This window comes from Pseudomonas sp. NPDC047961 (assembly GCF_050272435.1).
Taxonomy (GTDB): Bacteria; Pseudomonadota; Gammaproteobacteria; order Pseudomonadales; family Pseudomonadaceae; genus Stutzerimonas.
In genome coordinates this window covers 55,253-68,257 of record NZ_JBNNMD010000002.1, presented here as the reverse complement: position 1 = coordinate 68,257, position 13,005 = coordinate 55,253, and the positions used below count along the sequence as shown (strand labels likewise).

Annotated in this window: 15 protein-coding genes and 1 other RNA gene; 11 read left to right on the top strand and 5 right to left on the bottom strand. The window is 57.9% G+C overall.

Annotated elements, in window-relative coordinates; all coding sequences use genetic code 11:
- Positions 1-74: 74 nt before the first annotated feature.
- On the bottom strand, positions 75-1,112 hold the full coding sequence (locus ACQKIK_RS06605; protein WP_499135265.1) for an NADP(H)-dependent aldo-keto reductase: 1,038 nt from the start codon (positions 1,110-1,112) through the stop codon (positions 75-77).
- A 397-nt stretch (positions 1,113-1,509) separates the two neighbouring features.
- Here ACQKIK_RS06605 and rplM point away from each other — a divergent pair, with 397 nt between their 5' ends.
- The 7 genes from rplM to ACQKIK_RS06570 all read left to right on the top strand — a co-directional run bounded on the left by rplM (position 1,510) and on the right by ACQKIK_RS06570 (position 6,356).
- Positions 1,510-1,938, top strand: coding sequence for a 50S ribosomal protein L13 (gene rplM / locus ACQKIK_RS06600; protein WP_019342644.1), 429 nt, complete (start codon positions 1,510-1,512; stop codon positions 1,936-1,938).
- 14 nt (positions 1,939-1,952) lie between these two features.
- On the top strand, positions 1,953-2,345 hold the full coding sequence (gene rpsI, locus ACQKIK_RS06595) for a 30S ribosomal protein S9 (protein ID WP_021209313.1): 393 nt from the start codon (positions 1,953-1,955) through the stop codon (positions 2,343-2,345).
- Between the two features lie 263 nt (positions 2,346-2,608).
- Positions 2,609-3,202, top strand: a complete 594-nt coding sequence (gene petA, locus ACQKIK_RS06590; protein WP_045424793.1) for a ubiquinol-cytochrome c reductase iron-sulfur subunit — start codon at positions 2,609-2,611, stop codon at positions 3,200-3,202.
- Positions 3,202-4,413: a cytochrome b gene (locus ACQKIK_RS06585; RefSeq protein ID WP_499135264.1), complete on the top strand. Its 1,212-nt coding sequence runs from the start codon at positions 3,202-3,204 to the stop codon at positions 4,411-4,413. The genes petA and ACQKIK_RS06585 overlap by 1 nt, the downstream gene beginning before the upstream one ends.
- Positions 4,413-5,222: a cytochrome c1 gene (locus ACQKIK_RS06580; protein ID WP_046164240.1), complete on the top strand. Its 810-nt coding sequence runs from the start codon at positions 4,413-4,415 to the stop codon at positions 5,220-5,222. The genes ACQKIK_RS06585 and ACQKIK_RS06580 overlap by 1 nt, the downstream gene beginning before the upstream one ends.
- Before the next feature lie 88 nt (positions 5,223-5,310).
- Positions 5,311-5,928, top strand: a complete 618-nt coding sequence (locus tag ACQKIK_RS06575) for a glutathione S-transferase N-terminal domain-containing protein (protein ID WP_045424802.1) — start codon at positions 5,311-5,313, stop codon at positions 5,926-5,928.
- A gap of 14 nt (positions 5,929-5,942) precedes the next feature.
- The gene (locus ACQKIK_RS06570; RefSeq protein ID WP_045424804.1) at positions 5,943-6,356 is read left to right on the top strand and encodes a ClpXP protease specificity-enhancing factor; all 414 of its coding nucleotides are present in this window, start codon (positions 5,943-5,945) and stop codon (positions 6,354-6,356) included.
- Between the two features lie 86 nt (positions 6,357-6,442).
- On the opposite strand, the gene ACQKIK_RS06565 is transcribed toward ACQKIK_RS06570, so the two are convergent.
- The 4 genes from ACQKIK_RS06565 to ACQKIK_RS06550 form a co-directional block, all read right to left on the bottom strand.
- Positions 6,443-7,021, bottom strand: coding sequence for a BON domain-containing protein (locus ACQKIK_RS06565; RefSeq protein WP_045424807.1), 579 nt, complete (start codon positions 7,019-7,021; stop codon positions 6,443-6,445).
- A complete protein-coding gene (locus tag ACQKIK_RS06560) occupies positions 7,018-7,611 on the bottom strand; it encodes a phosphoheptose isomerase (protein WP_045424810.1) in 594 nt (197 codons plus the stop codon). The genes ACQKIK_RS06565 and ACQKIK_RS06560 overlap by 4 nt, the downstream gene beginning before the upstream one ends.
- Positions 7,612-7,719: 108 nt before the next feature.
- Positions 7,720-8,088, bottom strand: coding sequence for a YraN family protein (locus tag ACQKIK_RS06555; protein WP_127840018.1), 369 nt, complete (start codon positions 8,086-8,088; stop codon positions 7,720-7,722).
- The gene (locus ACQKIK_RS06550) at positions 8,085-9,851 is read right to left on the bottom strand and encodes a penicillin-binding protein activator (RefSeq protein WP_499135263.1); all 1,767 of its coding nucleotides are present in this window, start codon (positions 9,849-9,851) and stop codon (positions 8,085-8,087) included. The genes ACQKIK_RS06555 and ACQKIK_RS06550 overlap by 4 nt, the downstream gene beginning before the upstream one ends.
- A gap of 92 nt (positions 9,852-9,943) precedes the next feature.
- Here ACQKIK_RS06550 and rsmI point away from each other — a divergent pair, with 92 nt between their 5' ends.
- From rsmI to rsmH, 4 genes are all read left to right on the top strand, one after another.
- The gene (gene rsmI, locus ACQKIK_RS06545) at positions 9,944-10,849 is read left to right on the top strand and encodes a 16S rRNA (cytidine(1402)-2'-O)-methyltransferase (RefSeq protein WP_241529087.1); all 906 of its coding nucleotides are present in this window, start codon (positions 9,944-9,946) and stop codon (positions 10,847-10,849) included.
- 93 nt (positions 10,850-10,942) lie between these two features.
- An RNA gene (rnpB, locus tag ACQKIK_RS06540) (RNase P RNA component class A) lies at positions 10,943-11,301 on the top strand.
- 292 nt (positions 11,302-11,593) lie between these two features.
- Entirely contained in the window at positions 11,594-12,049 is a 456-nt protein-coding gene (gene mraZ, locus ACQKIK_RS06535; protein ID WP_046164246.1) for a division/cell wall cluster transcriptional repressor MraZ, read from the top strand.
- A complete protein-coding gene (gene rsmH, locus ACQKIK_RS06530; protein WP_499135262.1) occupies positions 12,046-12,993 on the top strand; it encodes a 16S rRNA (cytosine(1402)-N(4))-methyltransferase RsmH in 948 nt (315 codons plus the stop codon). Before mraZ ends, rsmH begins: the two co-directional genes overlap by 4 nt.
- Positions 12,994-13,005: the final 12 nt, after the last annotated feature.

Sequence of the window (13,005 nt, the reverse complement as noted above, 5' to 3'; positions counted from 1 at the left end):
CCAAAGGGTATGAGTGGTGGCGCCGGCAAGGTTTGCGCAGTGCTGCCATTGCCGGGTAGTTGGTCCATTATCCCTCAGGGTGCGGGATTGGGTTGCGCAGTGTGAATGGCTTCTATGGCTTCGAGCACCTCGGCTGATAAATGCAGTTCCGAGCTTGCGAGATTGCTTTCTAGCTGTTCGATTGAAGTTGCGCCGATGATGTTGCTGGTTACGAAAGGCTGTTGGGTTACATAGGCCAGGGCCATTTGTGCAGGGTCCAGTCCGTACTCCTTGGCAAGCGCCACATACCGTGAGCAAGCCGCTTGCGATTCCGGCTTGGCGTAGCGCGCGAAGCGACTGAATAGGGTCAGTCGTGCTCCGGCTGGTCGTGCACCTTGCTCGTATTTGCCGCTGAGCATGCCGAAGGCCAGCGGCGAGTAAGCGAGGAGTCCGCATTGCTCGCGCACGGCTATTTCGGCGAGGCCGACTTCAAAGGTCCGGTTAAGCAGGTTGTAGGGGTTCTGGATCGAAACGGCGCGGGGCCAGCCTCGGGATTCGGCGAGTTGCAGAAACTTCATGGTGCCCCATGGCGTTTCGTTCGACAGACCGATATGGCGGATCTTGCCGGCTGTTACTTGCTCGTCGAGCACCTCTAGCGTTTCCTCGATCGGCGTGAAGTCATGATCCTGGTGACGGTAGCCGAGCTGGCCGAAGAAGTTTGTGCTGCGCTCCGGCCAATGCAGCTGATAAAGATCTATCCAATCCGTTTGCAGGCGCTGAAGGCTCGCATCCAGTGCGGCAACGATGTGCTGACGATTCATTTTCAGTTGGCCGTCGCGGATGTGGCTGATGCCGTTGCCGGGGCCGGCGATCTTGCTGGCCAGGATCCAGTCGGCACGATTACCGCGTGCCTTGAAGTAGTTACCTATGTAGCGCTCAGTGGTGGCATAGGTGTCCGGCTTCGGCGGTACCGGGTACATTTCGGCGGTGTCGACGAAATTGATGCCTGCAGCTTTCGCGCAATCCATTTGGGCGAAAGCTTCACTTTCATTATTCTGCTCGCCCCAAGTCATGGTGCCCAGGCAGAGCGCCGTGACGTCAAGATCAGTACGGCCTAGTTGGCGCTTTTCCATGCAGTGTCCTTGCGTTTGAAGAGATCTCGGTTGGGATGGTAGCGCAGGCGATAAGTTTCCTGCTTCGCAGTGGCGCGGGGGTATTTGTCGCGGTAGGCGGCTACTGGCAGCAGCTCCCTGATTTCGCCGCGGCACGCCGTCTGCTCAGAACGGCGAGAAGCTGCTTGCTATTTGGCTGGTAATCCGGATAATTCCGCAGCCTGTCGCCGGGGATGCCTAGCCCGTTGACGCAAAAACAAGGTAGGGGATGCCTAGCCTACCGAACACTGCCGTAGCGGACGCGCTGACCCGAGCCCCCGATAGCGTCTGTTTCCGGCTGTCCTGGTCTTGCCAGGGCGAGCACCATTCAGTAAGATTCGCCGTCTTATTTTCAGGGCGGCCCCTGAGGCTATAACGAATGAAGACTTTTACTGCTAAACCGGAAACCGTCAAGCGCGACTGGTTCGTCGTCGACGCTGCCGGCCAGACCCTGGGTCGTCTGGCAACCGAAATCGCTAGCCGCCTGCGTGGCAAGCACAAGGCGGAATATACCCCTCACGTCGATACCGGTGATTACATCGTCGTTATCAATGCCGAGCAAGTGCGTGTTACCGGTGCGAAAACCACCGACAAGATGTACTACTCTCACTCCGGTTTCCCGGGTGGCATCAAGTCGATCAACTTCGAGAAGCTGATCGCCAAGGCGCCAGAGCGTGTGATCGAGACCGCGGTCAAGGGCATGCTGCCTAAGAACCCGCTGGGTCGCGACATGTACCGTAAGCTGAAGGTGTATAAGGGTGCCAATCATCCGCATACCGCTCAGCAGCCCCAAGAACTGAAGATTTAACGGAATAGTTCATTATGTCGGCGACTCAAAACTACGGCACTGGCCGTCGTAAGACTGCAACCGCGCGCGTATTCCTGCGTCCGGGTACTGGCAAAATCTCCATCAACAACCGTGAGCTGGACAACTTCTTCGGGCGTGAAACCGCTCGCATGGTCGTTCGTCAGCCTCTGGAACTGACCGAGACTGTCGAAAAGTTCGACATCTACGTAACCGTTCTGGGTGGTGGTGTGAGTGGTCAGGCCGGTGCGATCCGTCACGGTATCACCCGTGCGCTGATGGAGTATGACGAGACTCTGCGTCCTGCTCTGCGCAAGGCTGGCTTCGTCACTCGCGATGCTCGCGAAGTTGAACGTAAGAAAGTCGGTCTGCGTAAGGCGCGTAAGCGTCCGCAGTACTCGAAGCGCTAATTCAGGCTTCTCAAAAAGAACGCCCAGCTTCTCACGGAGCTGGGCGTTTTTTTATGGCTGCCGTTTCGCTGCTGCGACAGCTTGTCACGCGTCAGGCCCCGATTTTCGGGGCCTGACGTAAGGTTGTATCCTGTTATTACCTTGTCATGCGAGGGGGTTTTCTTTACCATTTGGCGAATTTTTAGCGGCCTCGTTTTACAGTAGACGCACGTAGTAGACGCCTGCTTTCGGTAGGCCATAAGAAACTGATGGGAGACGACTGAATGAGCAATGACGGCGTGAATGCTGGCCGGCGTCGCTTCCTCGTAGCCGCTACTTCGGTAGTAGGTGCTGCAGGAGCGGTGGGTGCGGCGGTCCCGTTTGTGGGATCGTGGTTCCCAAGTGCCAAGGCCAAGGCAGCCGGTGCACCGGTTAGGGTTAATATCAGCAAGATCGAGCCAGGCCAGCAAATGGTGGCAGAGTGGCGCGGTCAGCCGGTGTTTATCGTTCGTCGTACCGATGAGGCGCTGGCGAATCTGGATAAGCTCACCGATACGGTAGCCGATCCCAAGTCCGAGGCCTCGGTGCAGCCTGCCTATGTGGATCCGCAGGTTCGCTCGATCAAGCCGGAAGTTCTGATTGTCGTCGGGCTCTGTACGCACCTTGGTTGTGCTCCATCGTTCCGTCCGGAAGTGGCGGCGGCTGACCTCGGAGCTGATTGGCTTGGTGGCTATTTCTGTCCGTGCCATGGTTCGAAATACGATATGGCTGGCCGTGTCTACAAGGGTCAACCTGCGCCATTGAATCTGCCGGTTCCCCCACACACCTACGAAACTGACTCTGTGGTCATTATTGGCGTGGATCAGGAGAGCGCGTGATGAGCAAATTCATGGAATGGGTCGATGCGCGCTTCCCCGCGACCAAGATGTGGGAAGACCATCTAAGCAAGTACTACGCGCCGAAGAACTTCAACGTTCTGTATTTCTTCGGCTCCCTCGCCTTGTTGGTTCTGGTGAATCAGATCCTGACCGGCATTTGGTTGACGATGAGCTTCGAGCCGTCTGCAGAGGGCGCATTCGCCTCCGTCGAATACATCATGCGGGACGTCGAATACGGCTGGATCATTCGCTACCTACATTCCACGGGGGCGTCGGCATTCTTCGTCGTGGTCTATCTGCACATGTTTCGTGGGATCCTGTATGGCTCCTATCAGAAGCCGCGCGAACTGGTTTGGATCTTCGGCATGATGATCTATCTGGCGTTGATGGCTGAGGCCTTCATGGGCTACCTCCTGCCGTGGGGTCAGATGTCCTACTGGGGCGCCCAGGTGATTATCTCGCTGTTCGGTGCCATCCCGGTTATCGGCGGCGATCTGACTCAGTGGATCCGTGGTGACTACCTAATTTCCGGCATCACCCTGAATCGCTTCTTTGCGCTGCATGTCATCGCACTGCCGATCGTGATCCTCGGGCTGGTCGTGCTGCACATCCTCGCGCTGCATGAGGTGGGGTCGAACAACCCGATGGGTGTCGACATCAAGAAGACCAAGAACGAAGCTGGCGTGCCGCTCGATGGCATTCCGTTCCATCCGTACTACACGGTTAAAGATATCGTGGGTGTGGTGGTGTTCCTCTTCGTGTTCTGCGCCATCGTGTTCTTCTTCCCGGAAATGGGCGGCTATTTCCTCGAGAAGCCGAACTTCGAAGTGGCGAACGCCTTTAAGACGCCTGCTCACATCGCTCCGGTTTGGTACTTCACTCCGTTCTACGCAATTCTACGTGCCGTACCGGACAAGCTGCTTGGCGTGATTGCCATGGGTGCCTCGATTGCCGTGCTGTTTGTGTTGCCATGGCTTGATCGCAGTCCAGTTAAGTCCATGAAGTACAAGGGCTGGATGAGCAAGATCGCGCTGCTGGCGTTCTGCATCTCCTTCATCATTCTCGGTGTGCTTGGCGTACTGGCTCCGACTCCTGAGCGCACGCTTCTCGCGCGGATCTGTACTGCTATCTACTTCGGCTACTTCATCCTGATGCCGTTCTATACCAAGCTCGAGAAGACCAAAGTGGTTCCGCAAAGGGTGGCTGGCTGATGAAAAAGCAATTTGCTGCATTGATTCTTGCTCTCGTGCCGGCATTTGGTTTCGCCGCTGGTACTGATGTTCATCTTGATCCGGTCGATATTGACCTAACCGATAAGGTGGCCCTGCAGGACGGTTTACAGACCTTTACAAACTACTGCATGGGCTGCCACAGCGCGAAGTACCAGCGGTACGAGCGTGTTGCGACAGATTTGGGTATCCCCGAAGAGATTATGCTCGACAACATCGTGTTCACTGGCGCCAAGATCGGCGACCACATGAAGATCGGCATGACGCCGGACGATGCAAAGACCTGGTTTGGTGCCGCTCCGCCGGACCTGACGCTGGTAGCGCGAGTGCGTGGGAACGACTGGCTATATACCTACCTGCGCAGTTTCTATGAAGATCCTACGCGTCCGTATGGGGTCAACAATACGGTGTTCCCTAATGTCGGCATGCCGCATGTTCTGGCGCCGCTGCAGGGGCGTCAGGTGTTGCCAAGCAAGCTGCCTGAAGGTGAGTCGGTAGCGTGCAAGCAGGTTCAGATCGTCGAAGACGGTCGTAAGCAATTCGATCCGCTGACCGGTACTCCGATTACGCACGAAGACTGCCATGCCATGACGGTTGTGCCGGGTAGTGGTGAGCTCACCGAAGCCGAATACGACGAGAAGATCAAGAACCTGGTGACCTTCCTCGCTTACTCGGCCAACCCGGTCAAGCTGGAAAGCCAGCGCATCGGTACCTATGTGTTGTTGTTCCTGGCGTTCTTCTTCGTATTCGCTTATCTGCTCAAGCGGGAATACTGGAAAGACATTCACTGATCCTGTGCTGTTTTGCGTTACCCTGCGCGCGCCCTGATGGGCGCGCGTTTTTTTCTGCCATTACATAATTCCAATGAGGAGGGACCCTATGGCCGCTACCAATCGGTTGGCCTGCTATTCCGATCCCGCCGACCACTATTCGCATCGTGTGCGATTCGTCCTGGCCGAGAAGGGCGTCAGTGTCGAAATCATCGACGTCGACGCAGCGCATTGCCCAGTAAGGTTGACCGAAGTAAATCCCTACGCGAGCGTGCCCACGTTGGTGGATCGTGATCTAGCGCTCTACGAGCCGAGCGTGATCACTGAGTATCTCGAGGAGCGTTACCCTCATCCGCCCCTGCTACCGGTTTATCCCGTGGCCAGAGCGAACACTCGTCTTCTGGTGCACCGGGTTCAGCGGGATTGGTGCAGCCTGGTGGACAGGATCGCTGATCGCCGTACTGCCGATGCTTCGCGAGCGCAGGCGCGCAAGGAATTGCGTGAAAGCCTCACCGGCGTTTCCCCTGTCTTCGCCGAAAAGCCGTTCTTCATGAGTGATGAGATTAGTCTTGTGGATTGTTGCCTGTTGCCTATCCTTTGGCGTTTACCGAAACTGGGGATTGAGTTGCCGCGGGCGGCGAAACCGCTTCTCGACTACATGGAGATCAACTTTGCTCGCGAGGCATTCCAGGTCAGTTTATCCACCGTTGAGCGCGACATGCGCTAAAGAGGGGGTTGTATATGACATCGAGTCGACCTTATCTGGTACGGGCGTTGTACGAGTGGATCGTCGACAATGACTGCACTCCGCATCTGCTGGTCAACGCTGATCATGCAGGCGTTCAGGTGCCGGATGGTTTTGCCAGTGATGGCCAGATCGTCTTGAATGTGGCACCCAGTGCGGTGCGTCAATTGAAGATGGATAACCAGGCGATCAGCTTCGAAGGGCGCTTCGGCGGTGTTCCGCATAGCTTGCACGTCCCGGCTGCAGCGGTCATGGCTATCTACGCAAGGGAGAATGGGCAGGGGATGGTATTCGAGGTTGAGCCTACTCCGCCGGATGACGAGACTCCATCCGATGATGCCTCGGCCGGCACCAGCGCGCCGTCACGTCCAGCCCCAGGTGGGCGTCCTAGCTTGAAAGTAGTTAAATAATAGAAATCGATAGGCGCTTGAGGCTGAAAGGCAAGGCGGTGGTATGCAAGGCTGCATCCACCTGTGCGCTTGCCGCCTCCGGGCCTTTAATCGATATATTCGAACAGTTTGACGATGCGCTGCACGCCGGAAACGCCTTGCACCACGCTCGTTGCACGATTGCCTTCCTGTCTCGTGACGAGGCCAAGCAGGTAAACAATGCCGTTCTCGGTAATGACTTTTATGCGTGAGCCAGGAACGCTAGCGTCTGCCAGCATCTGTGCCTTGATCTTGGTTGTCAGCCAGGAATCGTTGCTGCGAGCCAGGGCGGATGAAGGTTTCAGAACCTGAATTTCGTTGTGTACACGTTTGACGCGCTGAACTGAGCTGGCGGCCTGTTCGGCTAGCTGCTTCAATTCTGCACGTGGTGTTTGGCCTGCCAGCAGAACCACGCCGTTGTAGCTGGCAACGATGACATGGGATGCCTGATCGAGGTCCGGGTGGGCCTTGGCAATATTCACGGCTGCTTTCGTTTCGATTAGCGAGTCGTCAATGGTGCTGCCGATCGTGCGGGTTCCCCGATTATCGTCAATTGGGTCGTCGCGTGTGGCGGTAAGCACGGAACTGCAGCCAGTGACGGCGAGGCACAGCGCGAGCGTAAGCGCATGCAGGTGAACTGAAGTCATTCTTCGCTCCCAAAGAGTTGGTTGTCGATCAGGTCGCATAGGCAATGAATGGTCAGCAGATGGACCTCTTGAATGCGTGCGGTCACCTTGGCTGGCACTCGGATTTCAACGTCTTCCGGTAGCAGTAGCGAAGCCATTCCACCACCGTCGCGACCGGTGAGGGCGACCACCACCATTTCCCGGTCGTGCGCGGCCTGTATCGCCTGGATGACATTGGCAGAGTTGCCGCTGGTTGAAATTGCCAGCAGCACATCGCCCGGCTGACCCAGTGCGCGGATCTGCTTGGAAAACACCTCGTTGTAGCTGTAGTCGTTGGCGATGGAGGTCAGTGTCGAACTGTCCGTGGTCAGCGCGATTGCCGGCAGGCTAGGGCGCTCCCGCTCGAAACGGTTGAGTAGCTCTGAGGAGAAATGCTGAGCATCGCCTGCGGAGCCGCCATTTCCGCAGGTCAGGATTTTTCCTTCACTGAGCAAGGTATTGACCATCACTTGCCCGGCCTGCTCGATGCTGGGTGCGAGCACTTCCATCGCGCTTTGTTTGGTTTCGATGCTGGCGAGGAAGAGCTGACGTATACGGGATTGCATGTCCATCGGAAATAAACCTTCAGGTGACGGGCTGGGCTGCTTTAGCCGTGCCGCAAGGAATCTTTGGTGCAGATGTGATGCCACGAGATGCTGCGAAACCCGCATGGCGCGTTTTTAGCTATCGAAGGCATTTCGAATCCAGCTGGGCTTCGCTCCGCTCTCGGTCGAGTCTATGGCAACGACATCGAAGCGACAGGGATGCTTTGCCCAGCGACTCTCCTTTAGCAGGAAGAGCTGGGCCGCCTTGATCAGCTTCTGCTGTTTGCGCAGGTCTACACTCTCGAGTGCGCCGCCCCATGCGGCATGGCGCCTGTACCGAACCTCGACGAATACTACTGTATCGCCATCGAGCATGACCAGATCAAGCTCGCCACTACGGCAGCTCCAGTTGCGGCAGAGCAGGCGTAGACCGTGCGCCTGGAGGTGCTGCAGTGAAAAATCTTCTGCGCGCTTTCCACTGAGCTGTTTGCTGGTCGCTATCAATCTGGAATATCCGGGAGCGGTTGGACTTCCCCGTCCCGGAACTCGGCCCACGGCAAGCGCCGTTCGATCCGCTGCTGCGGAGTCAGGCTGAGCGTGCCCGAAAGGCCATCAATCCGTGTGTCAGGTAGCGCAAGAAGTTGATTCAGGCGCGGCGCCAGTTGGTAGGCGTCAGCGCCCATCGCATACAGCCTGCCGAGGCTGCCGCGGGCTTGCGGCCACTTGCGCTCGATCTCCTGGCGCAGGGGTAGTTGCGGGTCAAGCAGCCAGGGGGTTTCGGTAAAGCGAATGCCTTCGAGATCCAGGTATTGCGTGCGGTTATCAGTGGCGGCATGAAGGTGCGAAGTCGCATAGACCGGGAGGTCGCCGGCGTACTGGAAAATCAGGGTGGGTTTGACTTGTTGCGCCTGTTGCGGCGTGGCGGCAAGAAAAAGGAAATCAATATCTTGGCGACGCGAAGGCTGCGACTCATCGCTGCCTCCGTTGCTGCGTATCTGCAACATATCGGCAATCTGGTTTGCCAGCTCGATGGGTTCGGCCAGGGGTTCAGCGGCAACCACTGTGCCACCTAGCGTTTGCCATTCCTGGCGGAAAGCTTCAAACACCCGATTGCCCCAGTCGCCGCGAGGCGTCAACGCCACTGCGCGGCGGTGCCCATCGGCCCAGGCGCGGCGCGCGACTTCACGAGCTTCGTCTTCTGCCGCCAGCCCGAATTGGAACAGTTGCGGCGGCACCTGTTGGTTCGCATCGCTGTAGTTCAGGGCCAGGGTCGTAATGGGCAGCTGTTCGCGATCGGCCAGTTGGCGGACCATATCCTTTTCCAATGGGCCGATCACCAATTCAACACCCGAGGCAGACGCTTGCCGGTAAAAGTCGTCTAGAGAAGACAGGCGGGTGCTGTCGAACAGTTCGATTTTCAGGTCCTGTTGCCCTGCAAGATGGGCTGCTAGGAATCCGTCGCGCAAGGCGCGTGCAACGCTGGCCAGCGGCCCATCCATCGGCAGCAGAAGCGCTACGTGCGATAAGGGTTTGTCTGCCAGCTGCTTGAGCTTTAACAGCGGGTCGGGCAGGCGCCGTGCGGCTGGGTGATTAGGGTTTTGCTGCTGCCAGGCCTCGATGGCGCGTTTTTGCTGGCCGAGCGTGCCGGCCTGCTTAACGGCTGTGGCCAGCGATATCCAGCCTGCGAGGTCGGTGTCGGCGGTTTGTTGCAGTTGCTCCGGCGCGAGACTCGAGACCAGAGACCAGATCGTCTCATGATTCTGCTCAGCCGCTTCACCGCTGAGTAGGGGTGCGATGAAGGTGCGCTCGCGCGCTGCATCGAGCGGCTGGTTGTTTGCTTCGAACGCCTCGGCGCGAGCCAGTTGGGTGCGAAGTTGTTGCTCTACAGGGAGTTCGGCGAGACGTTCAAAGGCTGGATGCTGTAACGCCTGGAGCGCACTTTCGGGCTTTCCAGCGGCTAGGGCCAGCTCGGCTTCCAGCGTTTTGGCGAACATCTGCTGGGCTGGCATCAACTGGTCAATGGCGACTTGTTCCAGTATCTGGCGCGCTTGGGTCAGGTTGTCTTGCTGGATGCTCTGGTCGGCCGCTGACAGCCGCAGCAACGCAGCCTTGCCTGGATCACTGGCATCGGCATCTTTCAGCAATTGTTGCGTCGATGCCTGTGGGGTGCGAGGCAGTTCGCCGAGGGTGGAGGATGGTGAGCTGGCGCAGGCCGACAGCAAGGCAGCAATGCATAAGAAGATTAGCGGGCGAAAGCGGGCCGTCATGTGTTCATTCCTGAAAAGGCGCTGGCGGGTGTCGGTGGATTGTACCCAAGCGTTGGCGGGGTCGCGATGTCGCGGCCCGTAAACGGGCTACAATGCGCGTTTTAGTGACTGAGGTAAGCCTTGTGACTGCGACAGATGATGTGAATTCCGCGGCGGGAACGCTCTATGTCGTCGCCACACCTATCGGCAATCTCGAAGATATAAGCGCGCGGGCTTTGCGCGTGTTATCCGAGGTCGCGCTGATTGCGGCGGAAGATACCCGGCATTCATCTCGCCTGCTGCAGCACTTTGGCATCACCACACCCTTGGCTGCATGTCATGAGCATAACGAGCGAGACGAGGGAGGGCGTTTCATCCGGCGGCTGTTGGCTGGCGAAGATGTGGCCTTGATCTCCGATGCTGGCACGCCGTTGATATCCGACCCGGGTTACCACCTCGTCAGGCTGTCTCGCGCCGCAGGTGTCCGGGTCGTTCCGCTGCCCGGTGCGTGTGCGCTTATTGCCGCGCTTTGCGCCGCCGGGCTGCCGTCCGATCGTTTTATCTTTGAGGGGTTTCTGCCTGCTAAGCAGGCTGCACGCCTTGCTCGCCTAGAGCATCTTCGGGCTGAGCCGCGTACGTTGATCTTCTACGAGGCGCCGCATCGTATTCTTGCTGCGCTTGCTGACCTCGAATCAGTGTTCGGTTCCGATCGGCCTGCGGTGTTGGGGCGGGAGTTGACCAAGACGTTCGAGACGCTGAAAGACCTTCCTTTGGGTGCATTGCGCGCTTGGGTAGAGTCCGATGCCAATCAGCAGCGCGGCGAGTGCGTGCTTGTAGTGGGGGGCTGGCAAGCGCCGAATCAAGACGAGGCGGTCGATGCGGATGCGCGCCGAATTTTGGATCTGCTCTTGGCTGAGCTTCCGGTCAAGCGAGCCGCGGCGCTTGCTTCTGAAATTACTGGAGTCAGAAAGAACCTGCTTTATCAGCTGGCCTTGCAAGAAAAGGGTGCGAGTCAGTAAGTGCACTGGTGGCCAGTTCGAGTGCTTCTGATGCTAAGGCGGCCAACTATCAAGCTTGCGGGTGTCGGCGTAGACAAGTACCCTGGCCGCCGGAGAGTCGATCGGACAGTCGCTGTCTCTTTTTGTTCCGCAAGAAGGGAGGGAGGAAAGTCCGGGCTCCATAGGGCGAAGTGCCAGGTAACGCCTGGGAGGCGTGAGCCTACGGAAAGTGCCACAGAAAATAACCGCCTAAGCGTTTCGGCGCCGGTAAGGGTGAAAAGGTGCGGTAAGAGCGCACCGCGCGGCTGGCAACAGTCCGTGGCTAGGTAAACCCCACTTGGAGCAAGACCAAATAGGGGTCCATTGGCGTGGCCCGCGCTGGATCCGGGTAGGTTGCTAGAGGCAGTCAGTGATGGCTGTCGTAGAGGAATGACTGTCCTCGACAGAACCCGGCTTACAGATCGACTCTCCGACTTTTCTTGAAATATCCCGCCTTTCTTAGTCCAAAAAATTCTTGCTCTTCACAAAGTACTTTAACTTCGAAGTGCAGGCTTCTGCGTTTGCTGAATATCTCTATCAGCTATCCCTTCCGGTTTACCGTTTATCTCCGTTTCGGTTGCTAAATTCCCGTCACATAAGGGTTTTTCCCGTCAGGCGTACCTTGACGGTGGGGCTGCTGCATTTCTATAGTGCGCACAAGTGGTAGAAAGTGGAACGAAGTGGGTATTTATGGGCATGGAAAGCTAAATCAGGGGAAGCGCAACCGTGTTTCGCGGAGCAAACGCCATCAGTCTCGATGCCAAAGGCCGGCTAGCCATGCCCAGCCGGTATCGTGACGAGCTCGTTTCGCGTTGCGAGGGGCAGCTGATCATCACCATTGATGCCGTCGACCGTTGTCTCGGAATTTACCCGTTGCCGGAATGGGAGCAGATCGAAGCCAAGTTGCGCGAGTTGCCCTCTCTCAGAGAAGAAAGTCGCCGGCTGCAGCGCTTGCTCATTGGTAATGCGGTCGATCTTGAGATGGATGGCAATGGTCGCGTACTGGTGCCACCGCGTTTGCGCGAATACGCCGGTCTGGACAAGCGGGCCATGCTGGTCGGTCAGCTGAACAAGTTCAGCCTGTGGAACGAGGACGACTGGAACGCGCAAGCAGATGCGGACCTGGCGGCCATCAAACAACCCGGTGCTTTGCCGGAAGAATTGCGTGATCTAATCCTGTGAGCCAGACCAGCAGCTATAACCATGTGACCGTTTTGCTCGACGAGGCCGTCGCGGCACTCGGCGTTCGCCCGGATGGCCGCTATCTGGACGGGACCTTTGGGCGCGGCGGGCATAGCCGTCTGCTGTTGCGGCAGCTTGGGCCTGATGGCTGTTTGCTAGGATTCGATAAAGACCCGCTAGCAATCGCTACGGGGCAAGCACTGGCGGCCGAGGATGGCCGCTTTGTCGTTGTGCAGAGAAGTTTTGCGGAGCTTGGCGCAGAGCTCGCGCAGCGCGGCTGGACTGGCACATTGAGCGGCGTGCTGCTAGATCTTGGCGTGTCTTCGCCGCAGCTGGACGACCCCGGGCGCGGTTTCAGCTTCCTGCACGATGGCCCATTGGACATGCGCATGGACCCAAGTCGAGGGATCAGCGCTGCCCAGTGGATCGCAACGGCCGACGAAGACGATATCGTCCGAGTGCTCAGGGAGTACGGTGAGGAGCGCTTTGCCAAGCGCATGGCCCGCGCCGTGGTACAGCGTCGGGCTGTGCAGCCTTTCGAGCGTACGGCGGATCTCGCCCAAGTGTTGACGGTGGCCAATCCCGCTTGGGAGAAAGGCAAGAACCCAGCGACACGCGCCTTTCAGGGGCTGCGCATTTTTATCAATAACGAGCTTGGCGACCTGGAAGTTGGGCTTGAAGCCGCTCTTGAAGCGCTGGACGTCGGCGGCCGGTTGGTGGTCATCAGCTTTCACTCGCTGGAAGACCGCATCGTCAAACAGTTCATGCGCCGGCATGCGAAAGGCGAGGCCGATACCTTGCCGCGCGACCTCCCGATCATCCCTGAAAAATTCGTGCCGCGCCTGAAGCTGCTGGGCAAACCGCAATACGCGTCCGCCGAAGAGGTCAAGGCGAACCCCCGTTCGCGCAGTGCAGTGATGCGTGTGGCGGAGAAGTTGCGGTGAATCAGCTGCGCC